This window comes from Singulisphaera rosea (genome assembly GCF_054877945.1).
This window is the reverse complement of the sequence record NZ_JBTYIP020000044.1, coordinates 41444-57700: the sequence shown is the minus strand read 5'-3', so window position 1 is coordinate 57700 and position 16257 is coordinate 41444. Positions and strand designations below refer to the sequence as shown.

Genomic DNA, 16257 nt, shown 5'->3' with positions numbered 1-16257 from the left:
CCGGAAAAGTCACGGAAGCGATTGATGCTGGAGGAGAGCCTCGCCGAGGATCCGGCCGACACGTTTCTCCGCTACGGGCTCGCGTTGCAGTGCCTCCGCGACGGCGACGTCGAGGAGGGACGAGTGCGGCTGCTCGCGCTGATCGCCGACCATCCCGACGATCAGGTCGCGGCCTACCAACAGCTCGGGCAGTCGTACCTCGAGACGGAAGAGTCGGCCCAGGCAGCCGAGGCGTTGCGGACGGGGATCGAGAAGGCCCGGGTTCGGGGCGACTGGCACGCGGCCTCCGAGATGGAAGGCCTGCTCGCGTCGCTAGGATGATCGACCTCGCCGACGGGATAACACCCCTGGTCCTGCCCGAAGACTCGCGCGCGTCGAGCCGAGTCGACCCGCCTGCGTCGGAGCCCTGATGCCCGCGATCTTCACCTTTCCCAACCGCATCCTGTTCGGAGCGGGTGCGCGGACGTCACTCGCCGAGGAGCTCGCCCGGCTCAAGGTCGCGCGTCCCTTGATCGTGACCGACCCCGGCCTCAGGGCCTTGGGGATCGCCGACGCCGTCGCCTCGACGCTCCAGGACACGGTCCTCTTCGACGCCGTGCAGGCGAACCCGGCCGAGGAAGACGTCCTCGAGGGCCTCGACCTCTACCGCAACCGGGGGTGCGACGGCATCGTCGGGCTCGGCGGCGGCAGCCCGATCGACGCGGCGAAGGCGATCCGTCTTTTGGTCACGCACCCGGGCGACCTCGCCGACTACGACCTGACGACCGGCGGCCTGACGAAGATCACCGACAACCTCCCGCCGATGGTCGCGATCCCGACGACCTCCGGTACCGGCAGCGAAGCGGGCCGAGGCGCCTTGATCCAGCTCCCCCGCACGGGGCGCAAGTCGATCGTCCTGAGTCCCTACTTGTTGCCGAGCGTCGCCATTTGCGACCCCGAGCTGACGTATGGGCTCCCGCCCGTGTTGACCGCGGGGACCGGGATGGACGCCTTCACGCACTGCGTGGAGAGCTTCCTCTCGACCACGTATCATCCCATGTGCGACGGAATCGCGATCGAGGGCCTGCGGCACGTCTCGAAGAGCCTGGAGACCACCGTCCGCGAGGGGGGCGACCCGCAGTCGCGCGAGGCCCTGATGATGGGAGCCCTCCTCGGCGGGATCAGCTTCCACAAGGGGCTGGGAGTCGTCCACTCGCTCTCGCACGCCCTCGGGGCCGAAGGCCGATCCCACCACGGGACCCTCAACGCGATCCTCCTGCCGCACTCGCTCCGGTTCAACCGCGAGTGCGCCTTGCCTCGCCTGACCGAGCTCGCCTCGAGGATGGGCCTGGGCCGTGGGGGCGAAGGGGCCTCGCACCTGATCACCCTGACGGAGCTCGTCCTGGCCCGCCTGCCGCTCCCCAGGCGGCTGCGCGAAGTCGAAGGCCTCCGCCACGACCGGATCCCCGAATACGCCCGCCTCGCCCTCCTCGACCACTGCCACAAGACCAACCCCCGGCCCTGCAATCAGCCGGATCTGGAAACGCTGCTCGACGTCGCCTGGTAGGACCCGGGGGCGTCGCGATCACGAATTTTTAGCAGTCGTAAAATGTTCATTTCTCGTTCCCACGGCCTCCGTGGGGACGAGACAAAAGCATATTCACAATAAAGAAAGAAAACAATAGTGGGTGATGCCCACCCTACGAAATGCTTTCCTGTCGACGTTTCGCCCGCCAATCAGGAGGGCCGGCGGTTCGAGCGGAGCGAGCCGATGACCTCGTTCACGTCGGTCACGCCGATGCCTTCGAGTGACCGGGTGAGCTCGTCGAGGAGGCGCTCCGAGGCGGTCGGGTCGTAGAAGTTGGCGGTGCCGACCTGGACGGCGGAGGCGCCGGCGACGAGGAAATCGAGGGCGTCGTCGGCGGTCGCGATGCCGCCGATGCCGATGATGGGGAGTTCGGGGAGCGCCCGTGCGACGTCCCAGACCATCCTCAGGGCGAGCGGCTTGATCGCCGGGCCGCTCAGGCCGCCGACGTCGTTGGCGAGCACGGGGCGACGCTTCCGCCAGTCGACGACGAGACCTCGGAACGTGTTGACCAGACTGACGGCGTCGGCGCCCCCTTCCGCGGCTGCTTCGGCGATCGCCACGATGTCGGTCACGTTCGGGGTGAGCTTGGCGATCACCGGCAGCGGGCAAACGGAACGCACCCTGCGCACCAGCCTCGAGACCGCGCCCGCGTCGATCCCCAGGTCGAGGCCGTGGCTGACATTCGGGCAGGAGACGTTGAGCTCGATCGCGTCCAGGCCCTCGTCGCCGCCGACCAGCTCGGCCATCGCGACAAACTGGTCCTCGTCCTCTCCCGCGATGTTCACGATCACCGCCGCGCCGACGGTGCGGAGGTAGGGGAGGTGGTGCGTCCGAAAATGGTCGATGCCGTCGTTGTCGAGGCCGATCGCGTTGAGCAAGCCCGAGGCCGTCTCCACCGTGCGAGGGGTCGGGTTGCCGGCCCTCGGCCTGGCCGTCACGGTCTTGGGAATGACGCCCCCGAGACGCTCCAACTGGACGAAGGAGACCATCTCACGAACATATCCGAACGTCCCCGACGCGACGAGGACGGGGTTCTTCAACTCGAGACGTCCGAGGCGGACCCGCAAATTCACCACGATCGATCGACCCTCGTCTGCTCAATTGAAAAATCAGGTCTGCGCTTCGCCCCTTCATCATCCGCTTTTCGTCGGGGCCCGTCCACCGGCCCTCGCGAGGATCGCCGACCCCCGACCCTCGTCCAGGTCGGGACGCCGAGCCGCTCGACTCTGATCGAGGGAGGAGGGTGAGAGGGCCGTTCCGTCCGAAGATCGTGACCCGGGGGCCCTCATTTCGGTACGCAGGCCCAGGATCTGGGCACGCCGATTGCTACAACCCATTGTTCAACGCCCCCCGCCCACAGGCTCGGCCGCGAATGCCGAGCCCGGGGCCCGACTCGCGTGGCCGTCACCACGCATTTTCGGTAGGGCAACTCTCTTCACGACCGCTCGAGGCACCGCCGAATGGGGGACCCCGTCCCGCCCTCGACTCGTGCGCGGTGAGGGTTGGCGCGTCCGTGAGGGAAGGACTGGACCTCGGTCCGCTTTCCTCCTCCCCATCCATCCTACGGGTGAGCAGGCGAATCGATGAATGTTCCGGGAAACGACTATCCCAAGCGGAAGCGGGGCCGTCCGAAGGGGAACCGCGAACCGCTCAAGTCGGCGGTGAGCTTCGTGGCGACCCCGGAATACAAGACGTGGTGTTCCAAATTCGCCTCTTATCTCGGGTTGAGACAGGTCGATCTGATCGAAGTCGCCCTGGACAACCTGGCCGAGTCGAACAACTTCCCGCGCCCTCCTAGCCGCACCGGAAATAACCCGGAATAGCTGGATCCGGAAGAAATGTCGACTCGCCCCCCCCTGTCGGTCGTTAGACTCACGGTGAGGCAGCCTGGGACTCGGGGACTTGGCCGCCTCGAGACCGAAGCCTCGAGGTGGGACTCACGATGGCCTCACGCATCGAAGACTACGCCTTGATCGGAGATTGCCGGACGGCGGCCCTGGTCGCGCGGGACGGGTCGATCGACTGGTTCTGCGTCCCCCGGTTCGACTCGGGGGCGTGCTTCGCCGCCCTCCTGGGGACGCCCGAGAACGGCCGTTGGCAGATCGCCCCCTCGGTCGAGGTCCGCTCGATCCGGAGGTCGTACCGGCCCGGGACCCTCGTGCTCGAGACCGAGTTCGAGACCGAATCCGGCACGGTCGCCCTGATCGACGCCATGGCCATGGACACCGACTCGCCGACCCTCCTCAGGCTGGTCGAAGGGCGAGGCGGTCGGGTGCCGATGCACATGGAGCTCGTCATCCGGTTCGACTACGGATCGATCGTCCCCTGGGTCCGCCGGATCGACGGCGGCATCTCGGCGATCGCGGGGCCCGATAAGTTGCACCTCCGCCGCGGGGTCGACGTGCGGGGCGAAGACATGAAAACCGTGGCCGACTTCGAGGTCGAGGCCGGGCAACGCATCCCGTTCGAACTGGCGTGGCACCCCTCGCACGAACAGGCTCCCCCCGAGATCGACGTCGCGAAGGCCATCGACGACGCGGCCGACTGGTGGCTGCGCTGGTCACATCCCTGTCGCTATCAGGGGGATGATCGCGATGCCGTCGTGCGTTCGCTGATCACTCTGAAGGCGCTCACATCGTCGACGACCGGCGGGATCGTCGCGGCGGCAACAACTTCCTTGCCTGAGTGGCCGGGAGGCGTCCGGAACTGGGACTATCGATACTGCTGGCTCCGCGACGCCACGTTCACCCTCTATGCCCTCCTGACCTCAGGCTACCTCGACGAGGCCCGCGACTGGCGCGAATGGCTGCTCCGCGCCGTGGCCGGCGAGCCGACTCGGCTCCAGATCATGTACGGCCTGGGCGGCGAGCGTCGGCTCACCGAAATGGAAATCCCCTGGCTCCCCGGCTTCGAGGGGTCCGCCCCGGTCCGCATCGGCAACGGGGCCTCGACCCAGTTCCAGCTCGACGTGTACGGCGAACTCTTCGACGTGCTGTACCAGGCCAGGAACCAGGGCCTGGCCCAGCTCGAGGACGCCTGGCGGATGGGCCGGGTCATCCTCGAATTCCTCGCCGATGCCTGGAAACTGCCCGACGAAGGGATCTGGGAGGTGCGCGGCGGGCGGAAGCCGTTCACGCACTCGAAAGTCATGGCCTGGGTCGCCTTCGACCGCGCCGTGAAGGGGATCGAGCGGTTCGGCATCGAAGGGCCGATCGACCACTGGCGGAAGATCCGGGACGAGATTCACGACCAGGTCTGTCGCGCGGGCTTCAATACGAGGCAGAACGCGTTCGTGCAGTCGTACGGCTCGGAGTCGCTCGACGCCAGCCTGCTGATGATCCCGCTCGTCGGGTTCCTGCCGGCCAACGACCCGAGGGTCCTCGGGACGGTCGCCGCGATCGAGCGAGAACTCAAGGTCGACGGCTTCGTCAAGCGCTACGCCACCGAGTCGGCCGTCGACGGGCTCCCGCCGGGCGAGGGGGCGTTCCTCCCCTGCACGTTCTGGCTCGCGGACAACCTCGCGCTCCAGGGGAGATGCGACGAGGCGAGGGCGATCTTCGACCAGCTCCTGGCGATCCGCAACGACGTCGGCCTCCTCTCCGAGGAGTACGACCCCAGGGCCGGCCGACAACTCGGCAACTTCCCCCAGGCGTTCTCCCACATCTCCCTCATCAACACCGCCCACAACCTCGGATTCGGCCTGAAGCCGGCCGAGGAGCGGAACCAGTCGTGATCGGGCTGCGTCCCGGCACACCAAAGCGAGAGACCTCGCTCGCGAGCGGCCACCAATGAATTCGGACCTGGTCATTTCTTAATGCTCTCCCAGTCCTTTCCTATGCGAAACATCACAAACCCTTTCGAAACACACTTGACGGGGCGCGCCGGGGGCCGTACCTTACCTAATCGAGTCGCCCACCGGCCCCTTACTGCGGGCCGAACGGCTCGCAGTCGAGGTGGTCCGTGGCGCGTTGACTCGCCCCTCGGGTGATCCGTACCCTTTCTCCGGGTTCCTCCTCGTCGGCGATCCGATCGGTTGATTCCAAATCCTTGCAGACATAAGAATTTTAACAACTTAGTCCCCACGGTTTCCTGAATCGCCCAGGGTCCGGTCCCGACGTCGCGCGCCGGCCCTCGGTTCGTCGTTGATGACGTCGAGTTCCCGGGGATAGATCCGAAATCCACTCGGGGCCATCCTGCGCCCGTCGTTCCGCGCGGCACGCCGTCGCCCGCGATCGCGATCGCGTGCGCCTCGGGCCGGCCCCGGCCGGAAGATTCGAGGCGACGAGGGCCGGCGTTCCGTCGGGCCGGAGAGCGTCTGCGGGTCGCATCCGCCGCAACACACGTGGGGCTTTCCTTGAACCACCGGAAATTTCTGGGTCTCCTGACCGGCCTCCTCCTCGGCGCCGACGCCCCGACCGACGACCTCGCTCGCCTCCAGGGGACCTGGACGACGATCCGGTTCGAGTCCGAGGGGATCCCTGCGACAACCATCGGTGACAAGCTGGTCATCCGAGGAGAGCGATTCCATACGTCGGGCACGCTGATCGTCGAGGGGACGATTCGGTACGACCCCTCATCCCCAACGACGTACGAAAAGGAAACCCATCGGGTCGGGGGCAAAGAGAGCCGGAAGCGCTACATCGGCCTTTGCGCCCTCGAAGGGGATCGGCTGAGGGAGTGCCTGGCGCTCCCGGGCGCGGAACCGCCGACGGACCTCTCCAACGCCGGCGGGGGGCGACGCATCGCCGACGTCTGGAAGCGAACCGAGCGCAGCGAAATCGGGATCGTCGGGTCGTGGACGCTGGTCGAGCGCGTTGCCATCGGGAAGCGGCAGAGCAAGGGACAGATCGAGGGCATCACGATGACGATCCACACCCCGACGGCGCCGGGCGAATATCGCTACGTCCTCAGGAACAAGTACGAAGGGCGAGGCCGGATCTCGATCGACCCGAAGTCGACCCCCAAGAAGATCGACCTGATCGGCGACGACGGCCTCGCGAACGAGCGCCAATCGGGCATCTACAAGATCCAGGACGGCCAGTTCTTCAACTCCTTCTCCGTCACCGATCGCTCCCGACGCCCCGCCGACTTCACCACCAAACCCGGCGACTTCCGCTGGCTCACCGTCTACGGCCGCGAGCGAACCAAAGGCCTCGCCAGCTACGCCACCGACAAGAAGTAAGAATCTTGAATCAACCGGTTCAATTGGCCACGGATGAAACACGGATAATTTAAATTTTCTAAACCTCATTTTTTAAAATTTTTCATTTCCTTAATCTGCGTCCATCCGTGTCATCCGTTGATTAATCCGCATTTTTTTATCCGTGCTCGATCCGCGGCGAAAAAATCCCCCGCATCCGACCCAACCCACGAGCGACTGCCGTAGCCCCGTCATGCCGCCTGGCATAAAATGTCGGGATGAGCACAACGACCACGCATGACCGTCTCCAGGAACGGCTGAGTCAAGAAACCCGGGCCGAGGTCCGATTCGACGCCGGCAGCCGCTGGCTCTACTCGACGGACGCGAGTCTCTACCAGGTCGAGCCCCTGGGCGTGGTCCTCCCGCGCACCGTGGAGGACGTCGCCCTGGCGGTACGCATCGCGAGCGAGGAAGGGGTCCCGGTCCTGCCCCGGGGTTCGGCCACCAGCCTCTCGGGCCAGACGATCGGCCCGGCGATCATCCTCGACGTCTCGAAATACCTGAACCGGATCGGCGTGGTCGACCGCGACAAAATGACCGTGCGCGTCGAGCCGGGCGTCGTGCTCGACCGGCTGAATGCGCACCTGAAGCCGCTCGGCCTGATGTTCGGGCCCGACGTCTCGACGAGCGACCGCGCGACGATCGGCGGGATGATCGGCAACAACTCGGCGGGGGCCCGGTCGCTCCGCTACGGCAAGATGGTCGACCACGTCCGTTCGCTCGACGTCGTCCTGTCCGACGGCACCGCGACGACCCTCGGCCCCCTCTCCGAAGCCGAGCTCGACGCCGTCTGTAAACGGACCGACCTCGTGGGGAAGGTCCACCGGGTGGTGCGGGACACCGTCCGCGACCACCGCGACGCCATCGCCGCGCGGTTCCCCAAGATCCTCCGCCGGGTCAGCGGCTACAACCTCGACGAGTTCATCCCGGGGCTCCCCGTCCGCCCGGTCGACTGGGTCGACGACCCCTGGCAGTTCAACCTCGCCCGGCTGATCGTCGGGTCCGAAGGAACGCTCGCGATCGTCCGAGGGGCGGAGTTGAAGGTCGTGCCGCTGCCGGCGGCGACCGGCCTGGTCGTCCTCTCGTTCGCCACGATCCCCGCCGCGCTCGACCGCCTGGAGGAGATGGTCGCGACGGGCCCCGTCGCCGTCGAGATGCTCGACAAGACGATCCTCGACCTTGCCGCGAGCCAGCCGGCGTTCGCGGGCAAGCTCTCGTTCGTCGAAGGCCGGCCGGTGGCCATCCTCGCCGCCCAGTTCTACGGGACGAGCCCCCAGGATGTCGCCGACAAGGCGAACGACCTCGCCCGACGGTTCGAGGGGAGGCCGGGGGTCCTCAAGGTCCATAAGAGCCTCGCGGGCGCCGAGAAGGACGACTTCTGGAAGGTCCGCAAGGCCGGCCTCTCGCTCCTGATGGGGATGGTCGGCGACGCCAAGCCGGTCGCGTTCGTCGAGGACACGGCCGTCGCCCCCGAGAAGCTCCCCGCCTTCTACGAGCGGTTCCAGGCGATCATCGAGCGCCAGGGGCTCCGCGCCGCCTGCTACGGCCACGCCGACGTCGGCTGCCTCCACATCCGGCCGGTCATCAACGTGAAGACCGAGGAAGGGGTCGAGCAGATCCGGACGATCGCCCGGGAGGTCTCCGACCTCGTCGTCGAGTTCGGCGGCGCGATGAGCGGCGAGCACGGCGACGGCATGGCGCGGAGCCTCTGGAACGCCAAGCTCTTCGGCCCCGAGGTCTATTCGGCGTTCGAGGCCGTCAAGCACGGGTTCGACCCCGACAACCGGATGAACCCCGGCAAGGTCGTCGCCTCGCTCGACCCCGGCGAGAGCCTCCGGATCAGCCCCGAGTATCGCGCCAATGAGCCCGAGGCGACCGTCTTCGACTTTTCAGGGCAGGGGGGGTTCGCCCGCGCCGTGGAGATGTGCTCGGGCGTTGGGGCCTGCCGCAAGACGACCGCGGGAACGATGTGCCCGAGCTACATGGTCACCATGGAAGAGGAGCACACGACCCGAGGTCGGGCCAACGCCCTCCGCCTGGCGATGTCGGGCGAGTTGCCGGGCGACGGCCTCGCGAGCGAGACGCTCCACGAGGCGCTCGACCTCTGCCTCCAGTGCAAGGCGTGCAAGACCGAGTGCCCCTCCGGCGTCGACATGGCCAAGCTCAAGGCCGAGGTCCTCCACCAGGTCTACAAGGGCCGGAACGTCCCGATCGGCTCGCTCCTGATGGGCTACATCTTCAAGCTCAACCCGATCGGCTCGGCGACCGCCCCGCTGGCGAATTGGACCTTGAAGAATCCCGTGTTCAAGTGGCTGCTCGAGAAGGTCGCCGGGATCGACCGCAGGCGGACCTTGCCGACGTTCGCGTCGGACCACCTCCGCAAGTGGTTCCGAAAGCACAAGGCTGACCCCCGCGCCGGCGAGCGGGGAACGGTGGTGCTACTGGACGACTGCTTCACGACCTACAACAACCCCGAAGTCGGCCGCGCGGCGGTGCAGGTGCTCGAGGCGGCCGGCTTTAAGGTCGAGCTCGCCGGACTGCCTTGCTGCGGACGGCCGGCGATCTCGAAGGGGCTCGTCGGGCTCGGCCGCGAGCTCGCCCGGGAGAACGTCCAGGCCCTCATCAAGCACGCCAGGGCGGGGACCCCGATCCTCGGCTGCGAGCCGAGCTGCCTCCTGACCCTGGTCGACGAGTACCGCGACTTCCGGCTCGGCCCCGACGCCGACCTCGTCGCCTCCTCCGCCATGCTCGTCGAGGCCTTCCTTGCCGACCCGAAGCGCGTCCCCTCGCTCCCGCTGAAGCCCTACGAGGGGAAGATCCTGCTCCACGGCCACTGCCAGCAGAAGGCACTCGTCGGCACGGCCGGGACCGTCGCGGCCCTGAAGCGGATCCCCGGAGTCGAAGTCAAGGAGATCGACTCGGGCTGCTGCGGCATGGCCGGGTCGTTCGGCTACGAGCACGGGCACTACGACCTCAGCGTCGCCCTCGCCAATCGGGTCCTCCTGCCGGCCGCCAAGGCCGACCCGAAGGCCAGGGTCGTCGCCCCCGGCTTCTCCTGCCGCAGCCAGGTCCACGGGCTCGCCGGGTTCACGCCCGAGCACCCGATCGAGGTCCTCGCCGCGCAGCTCCAATCTTCCGATTCGTGACCGATCGATCGCGTTGGAAACACCTCCCCGGCTTCGGCCGGGGAGCGAAGTGAAGTGAGAGGAGGGGAGCCTTTGCGTCACCAGATCCTGTATCAGCCGTCATTCAGCCTCGCGGTGGTCTCGCTCGAGCGCGGCGAGCAGATCATGGCCGAGTCGGGCGCGATGGTCAGCATGTCGCCGACGATCCGCCTCGAGGCCAAGATGGCCGGGGGCGGGATGCTCGGCGCACTCAAGAGCGCCGTCGGCGGCGAGTCCCTCTTCCGGACGACCTACACCGCCGAGACCGGGCCGGGCGAGGTCACGTTTGCCCCGTCGAGCCTGGGCGACATCCTCGCAATCGAGCTTTCCGGCTCGAGGCTGTTCGTCCAGCCGGGCAGCTACCTGGCGGGTGACCCCAGGCTCGCCGTCAACATCCAGGGGAGCATGCGGGGCATGCTCTCGGGCGAAGGCCTCTTCCTCCTGACCGTCCAGGGGAGCGGCCTTCTCCTGCTCTCCTCCTTCGGCGCGATCCACGCCAAGGACCTCGCCCCCGGCGAGGAGTACATCGTCGACACCGGCCACATCGTCGCCTTCGAGGAAAGCGTCGACTATCACCTCGAGAAGGCGACCGGCAAGACCCAGGGGGTCGGCGGCTTCCTCAAGGGGATGGTCCAGTCGGCCCTCTCGGGCGAAGGCTTCGTCTGCCGCTATCGAGGCCCCGGCCGGATCTATCTCCAGACCCGCCAACTCCACGGGTTCGTCCGCCAGATGGTCCCGTTCCTGCCGAAGACGGGCAACGGCGGCTGAGCAAGCCCCCTCAGCCAGTCCGCCGGATTCCGTCGTCATTGACGCGCCTGACCTGCCGACGGGATCGCCCCTGGCGGCGACCCCGTCCGCAAGGGCCTGGCCACCCTCACGCCGTCGTCGCCGTGATCGACGACGACGTCGCCAGCGTCAGACCCGTCGCCGTCGCCTTGATCAGATATCCCACCGCGGGCTTGTTCAGAATGAGATTGGTGAAGGTCGCCACACCGTGCACCGCCTGCACACTCAACGTCCCACTCACCATCCCGTTGCCGGGGTTCGCCGCAAGGCCCACTGTGATCAGCCCGTTGTAATTCGAGTCGACATTGCCGTTCGCATCCTTCGCCGTAACGACGAGTGAGAACGCCACGCCGATCTTCACCGTGCTCGGAGGCTGGGTCGTGAACACCAACTGGGTTGCCGCCGGGATCACAGTGATCGCCGTCGACGTCGATGCCGTCAGGCTCGACGACGAGGCCTTGATGAGATAGCCCGACGCAGACCGGTTCAACGACAGGCCGGTGAACGTCGCGACCCCGTGCACGGCGTTGACCGTCAGCGTGCCGCTCAACATCCCGTTGCCGGGATTCGTCGCCAAGCTCAGGGTGATCGGGCCGTTGTAATTGGGGTCGAGGTTCCCGCTCGAGTCCTTCGCCGTCACCGTCAAAGAGAAGCCCTGGGCCGTCATCACGCTGCTCGGGGGCTGGGATGTGATCGCCAACTGGGTCGCCGCGGGGGTCACGGTGATCGAGGTCGACGTCGCGGTCGTCAGGCTCGACGACGAGGCCTTGATCAAGTAGCCCGACGCAGCCCGGTTCAATGTCAGGTTCGTGAAGGTCGCGACTCCATGCACAGCGTTGACCGTGAGGGTCCCACTCAGCATCCCGTTACCAGGGTTCGTCGCCAAACTCAGGGTCACTGGGCCGGAGTAGTTCGGGTCGAGGTTCCCGTTCGCGTCCTGAGCCGACACTGTCAGCGTGAAGGTGACCGCCGTCTTCACGCTGCTCGGAGGCTGGGTCGTGAAGGCCAACTGGGTCGCAGCGGGCGTCACCGTGATCGCCGTCGAGGTCGATGTCGTCAGGCTGGAAGATGATGCCTTGATCAAATAACCCGACGCCGAACGGTTCAATGACAGGCCCGTGAAGGTCGCCACCCCGTGAACGGCGTTGACGGTAAGGGGCCCGTTCAGCATTCCGTTCCCTGAGTTGGTCGCAAGGCTTAGCGTGATGGGGCCAGAATAATTCGGATCGAGATTCCCGTTCGCGTCTCTCGCGTTCACTACGAGCGAGAAGGTCTGGCCTGTCTTCACGCTACTCGGTGGCTGCGTCGTAATCGCCAACTGGGTCGCGGCGGGCGTCACCGTGATCGGCGTCGACGTCGCCGCCGTCAGGCCCGACGCCGACGCCTTGATCAAGTAGCCCGACGCTGACTTGTTCAAGGTCAAGTACGCGAACGTCGCCACGCCGTGCTCGGCGTTGAGCGTCAACGTCCCGCCGAGCATCCCGTTGCCGGGGTTCGACGCCAGACTCAGCGTGATGGGGCCCCAGTAGTTCGGATCCAGATTTCCATTCGCGTCCTCCGCAGTCACCGTCAGTGAGAAATCCGCCGCCGACTTCACGCCACTCGGCGGCTGTGTGCTAATCGCCAACTGGGTCGTAACGGGCGTCACTGAGATCGGCGCCGAGTCCACCAGTCGCAGGGGGTCGGTCGTCCACACTCGGATGACGTAGCCGGACCCCGGCTTGTTCAGCGACAACCCTGTGAACGTCGCGATTCCGTTCACCGCCTGGACGATGTTCGTCCCGCTCAGCATCCCGTCACTGGGGTCCATCCCGAGGTCAATCCTCACGATACCCGTATAGTTCGGGTCGAGGTTGCCGTTCGCATCCTCCGCGGCCACCGTCAGCGTGAAGGTTTCGCCCGTCTTCACGCTGCTCGGCAGCGGCGGCGTGATGACGAGTTGCGTCGCGGCTGGGAAAACATTAAATGCCGGGGAGTTCGCCGTCGACAAGCCGGGGGCCGTCGCCTGGAGCCGATAGACTCCCGCCTTATTAAAGGTCAGTCCCGTGAACGTCGCGATACCGTTCACTGTCTGGGCCGTCAACGTCCCGACCAAGGTCCCGTTGCTCGGATTCGAGTACAGGCTTATCGTCACCTGGCCCGTGTAGTACGGGTCGAAGTTCCCGGACGCATCCAGGGCCCTCACCGTCACCGAATAGTTGACCATCGTCGTCGCGGCACTCATTCCCAGGAAGGTCAACTGGGTCGCGATAGGCATCACGTCGATCGCCGTCGTCGCCGCCGTCAGGCTCGACGCCGAGGCCTTGATCTGATATCCGAAGGCCGCCTTATTCAGCGAGAGGCCCGTGAACGTCGCCACGCCTTGCACGGCGTTGACCGTCAGTTTCCCGCTCAGCATCCCATCACCGGGGTTCGCCGCGAGGCTCAGAGTGATCGGGCCGTTGTAATCGAGGTCGATGGTTCCGTACGCTTCCTCCGCCGTGACCGTCATCGAGAAGGCTGCCGCTGTATTCACGCTGCTCGGCGGAGGCGTGGTGATAACCAACTGCGTCGCGGCCGGGGTCACCGTGATCGCCGACGATGTCGCATCAGTCAGCCCCGACGTCGAGGCCCTGATGGAGTATCCGACCCCCATCCTGTTCAACGTCAAGCCCGTGAACGTCGCCACGCCGTTCACTGCATGGGCCGTGAGAGTCCCGCCGAGCATCCCGTTGCCAGGATTCGTGACCAGGCTCAGTGTGATGAGGCCGGAGTACGTCGGATCGAAGTTCCCGTTCGCATCCTTCGCTGTGACCGTCAGAGAGAAGATCTGTTCCGTCTTCACGCTGGTCGGTTGGGTCGTGATCGCCAACTGCGGCCCTGCGGACGTCACCGTGATCGTTGACGTCGTCGCATCCGACAGCCCCGACGCCGACGCCTCGATCAGGTAGCCCGAGGCCGGCTCATTCAACATCAGGCCCGTGAACGTCGCGATACCGTTCACCGCCTGGGTCGTCAACGTCCCGCCGAACATCCCGTAGCCGGGGTTCGCCGCCAGGCTGAGGGTCACCAGGCCCGAGTAGTTCGGGTCCAGGTCGCCACTGGCGTCCTTTGCCGACACCGTCAGAGAGAAGCCCTGGCCGGTCTTCACGCCGGCCGGTTGGGTCGTGATCGCCAACTGCGTCGCGGCGGGCGTCACTGTGATTGCCGTCGATGTCGCATCCGACAGCCCCGACGCCGAGGCCTTGATCAGGTAACCCGAGGCCGACGCATTCAACGTTAAGCCTGTGAACGTCGCGACTCCGTACACGGCGTTGACCGTCAGCATCCCGCCGAGCATCCCGTTGCCGGGGTTCGTCGCCAAACTCAGAGTGATGGGCCCGGAGTAGTTGGTGGCGATGTTCCCGTGCCCATCCTGGGCCGTGACAGTCATCGAGAACCCTTCGGCTGTCTTCACGCCGGCCGGAGGTTGGGTGGTGATCGCCAACTGCGTCGCGGCCACGGTGGACAGGGCCGACGAGAGGGGGACCGCGGTCGCGACCGCGGGGAGGAGGGAGCTCGTGGCAAGGATGGTCTCGCCGGTGCCGTTCTTGTCCAGGGTCAGGCCGGAGAAGGTTGCCACCCCGCCCACGGCATTCACCGTAAGGGTCCCGCCGAGCGTCAGGCCGTTCGGGTTCGCCCCGAGGCTCAAGGTGACGGGGCCATTGAACAAGGCGTCCTTGTTCCCGTTGGGGTCGACGACGGTGACCGACATACCGAAGGGGGCGCCGGCGGTCACGTTCGCCGGGGGCGGGGTCGTGATTGCGAGGGAGTCGGTCATCCAACCGATGTCGGCGAGGCCCGCCCAGTCGAGCGAGGTCATCCCGCGACGCTGGCCGGGGGAGAAGCCGTCCTCCATCAACGGCTCCTGGCCGTTCGAGGAGAGGCCCGAGACCCACGCACTGTTGCCGAACGACGTCAACGGGACCGGCCCCCCGTTGCTCGCCGACGTGTGGGGGCCCACAAAGGTGTGGTTCGTCGTGTTGACGTCGTTTTTCCAGGGTGTCGACCCACCGAATCCGAGCAGGCTCACGAGCAAATGCTCGGCGACCGTGAGGAAGTCGATCTGTCCCGCCCCGGGGGTCCCGCCCGTCCCCGCGAAGCCCCAATTCGAGCCCGTGCCAAAGGCGAGCATCCCGCCCCAGGGGGAGACGTCCGTCGCATTCGCCCCCTGGGTCCCCGCCTGGCCGCGCGATTTGATATTTGTGGTCCAGTCGCTCGAGCCGCCGGTCGGATACCCGGAGCCGGAGGAAGACGCGTACGAGTAGCCGCCTGCCGGCGAGGCGAAGCCGGCTATGTAGACGAGGATCGTGTTGGCGGCCACCGTCGGGTTGTTGACCGTGACGAATGTGGGCGGGGTGCCGAAGGGGCCTGGATTGCTCAGGTAGCTCGGGCTGATGAAGTTGACCGACCAGTTGTTGCCCGCCGCGGGGTCCGGCACGATCGCCGACAGGGTGTCGTGCAGGCCGTTGCCGATGATCGCCGCCGCCTGCTCGAGCACCGCCTTCGCCGCGGGGTTATTGGCGAAGTAGCCCGAAGTGTCGTAGGTGTAGTCGAACTGGAACTTGATCGTCGGGGCCTGGCTGTACGACGTAGTGATCGGGGCACTCGCCACTGTGCCCAGGCCCGAGGCCGAGGCGCTGAGGACCGTGCCCGAGGCCGGTCGGTCGATCATCACGCCAGAGAACGTCGCGACGCCGTTCACGGCGTTGGCCGAGAGGGTCCCGCCGAGTACCACAAGCCCGGGGTTCGACGAGAGCGCGAGCGTGACGTTCCCCGAGAAGCCGGTGGCGACGTTGCCGAACGCATCCAGGGCGGAGATCGTCATCGAGAACGGGTTGCCCGCCAGCACGCTCGTCGTCGGGGCCGTCGCGATCGAGAGGCTGGCCGCGGCCGCCGAGACGACGCCGAAGCCGTTGGACGTCGCCGTGCTCAAGCCCGAGGCCGTCGCCGAGAGGGTGTATCCGGACCCGGCCTTGTCCAACGTCAGGCCCGAGAAAACGGCGACGCCGTCCACGGCGTTGACCGTGAGCGTCCCGCCCAGCGTCGCCCCTCCGGGGTTAGTCGAGAGGCTCAAGGTAATCGGGCCGTCGTAGCTCGTGTCCACCGCGCCGAGCCCGTCCCTGGCCGAGACCGAGAGGTTGAAGGAGGAGCCCGCGGCCACGCTCGCCGGGGGCTGGGTGGTCACGGCGAGCACCGTGGCCTGCACCGCGGGGCTCACGGTCACCCCCGACGTCTCGCCCGTCCCTTGACTCGGCGTGAACTGCGAGAACGTCGCGACCTCCTGGATCGGCGGCGCGGCCGTCACGGGCGTGGTCGAATCGAACGGGATCGCGACCGACAGCACGACCCGGGGTTCCAAGGATTCGATCCCGCTAGAAAACGACCGGGTGCGACGGGACGATCCTCGCGGATTCCTTGGCGAACGCATAACTCGAGTCTCTCGCATCGAGGGTGCAAGCGTCGTCGGCGTACAACTCGGAGGGGGCACGCGCTTCGGGCCACCACTCCTCTGAATTCAA

General features: G+C 66.6%; 9 protein-coding genes. 7 read left to right on the top strand and 2 right to left on the bottom strand.

Features of this window, described 5'->3' with window-relative positions; genetic code table 11:
• Positions 1-24 precede the first annotated feature (24 nt).
• Both ACYOEI_RS38600 and ACYOEI_RS38595 read left to right on the top strand, forming a co-directional pair.
• Positions 25-321 (top strand): tetratricopeptide repeat protein, encoded by a 297-nt coding sequence (locus tag ACYOEI_RS38600; RefSeq protein WP_462855844.1) that lies wholly within the window; start codon positions 25-27, stop codon positions 319-321.
• Positions 322-409: 88 nt separating this feature from the next.
• Positions 410-1546, top strand: coding sequence for an iron-containing alcohol dehydrogenase (locus ACYOEI_RS38595; protein ID WP_462855843.1), 1137 nt, complete (start codon positions 410-412; stop codon positions 1544-1546).
• A gap of 170 nt (positions 1547-1716) precedes the next feature.
• Here the strand turns inward: ACYOEI_RS38595 and ACYOEI_RS38590 are convergent, their stop codons facing one another.
• Positions 1717-2643, bottom strand: coding sequence for a dihydroorotate dehydrogenase (locus ACYOEI_RS38590; RefSeq protein ID WP_462855842.1), 927 nt, complete (start codon positions 2641-2643; stop codon positions 1717-1719).
• Between the two features lie 507 nt (positions 2644-3150).
• On the opposite strand from ACYOEI_RS38590, the gene ACYOEI_RS38585 reads away from it, so the two are divergent.
• From ACYOEI_RS38585 to ACYOEI_RS38565, 5 genes are all read left to right on the top strand, one after another.
• Positions 3151-3390: a hypothetical protein gene (locus tag ACYOEI_RS38585; protein WP_462855841.1), complete on the top strand. Its 240-nt coding sequence runs from the start codon at positions 3151-3153 to the stop codon at positions 3388-3390.
• A 119-nt stretch (positions 3391-3509) separates the two neighbouring features.
• Positions 3510-5300 (top strand): glycoside hydrolase family 15 protein, encoded by a 1791-nt coding sequence (locus ACYOEI_RS38580; protein ID WP_462855840.1) that lies wholly within the window; start codon positions 3510-3512, stop codon positions 5298-5300.
• Positions 5301-5921: 621 nt separating this feature from the next.
• Complete coding sequence (locus tag ACYOEI_RS38575) at positions 5922-6749, top strand: hypothetical protein (protein WP_462855839.1); 828 nt, start codon at positions 5922-5924, stop codon at positions 6747-6749.
• A 236-nt stretch (positions 6750-6985) separates the two neighbouring features.
• Positions 6986-9913 (top strand): FAD-binding and (Fe-S)-binding domain-containing protein, encoded by a 2928-nt coding sequence (locus tag ACYOEI_RS38570; RefSeq protein ID WP_462855838.1) that lies wholly within the window; start codon positions 6986-6988, stop codon positions 9911-9913.
• Positions 9914-9985: 72 nt separating this feature from the next.
• A complete protein-coding gene (locus tag ACYOEI_RS38565; RefSeq protein WP_462855837.1) occupies positions 9986-10699 on the top strand; it encodes a TIGR00266 family protein in 714 nt (237 codons plus the stop codon).
• Positions 10700-10805: 106 nt separating this feature from the next.
• Here ACYOEI_RS38565 and ACYOEI_RS38560 read toward each other — a convergent pair whose 3' ends face one another.
• Positions 10806-16097 (bottom strand): beta strand repeat-containing protein, encoded by a 5292-nt coding sequence (locus ACYOEI_RS38560; RefSeq protein WP_462855836.1) that lies wholly within the window; start codon positions 16095-16097, stop codon positions 10806-10808.
• Positions 16098-16257 lie beyond the last annotated feature (160 nt).

Coding starts and splice junctions, on each gene's coding strand:
- ACYOEI_RS38600 (WP_462855844.1), top strand. CDS start 25: ATGCTGGAGGAGAGCCTCGCCGAGGATCCGGCCGACACGTTTCTCCGC.
- ACYOEI_RS38595 (WP_462855843.1), top strand. CDS start 410: ATGCCCGCGATCTTCACCTTTCCCAACCGCATCCTGTTCGGAGCGGGT.
- ACYOEI_RS38585 (WP_462855841.1), top strand. CDS start 3,151: ATGAATGTTCCGGGAAACGACTATCCCAAGCGGAAGCGGGGCCGTCCG.
- ACYOEI_RS38580 (WP_462855840.1), top strand. CDS start 3,510: ATGGCCTCACGCATCGAAGACTACGCCTTGATCGGAGATTGCCGGACG.
- ACYOEI_RS38570 (WP_462855838.1), top strand. CDS start 6,986: ATGAGCACAACGACCACGCATGACCGTCTCCAGGAACGGCTGAGTCAA.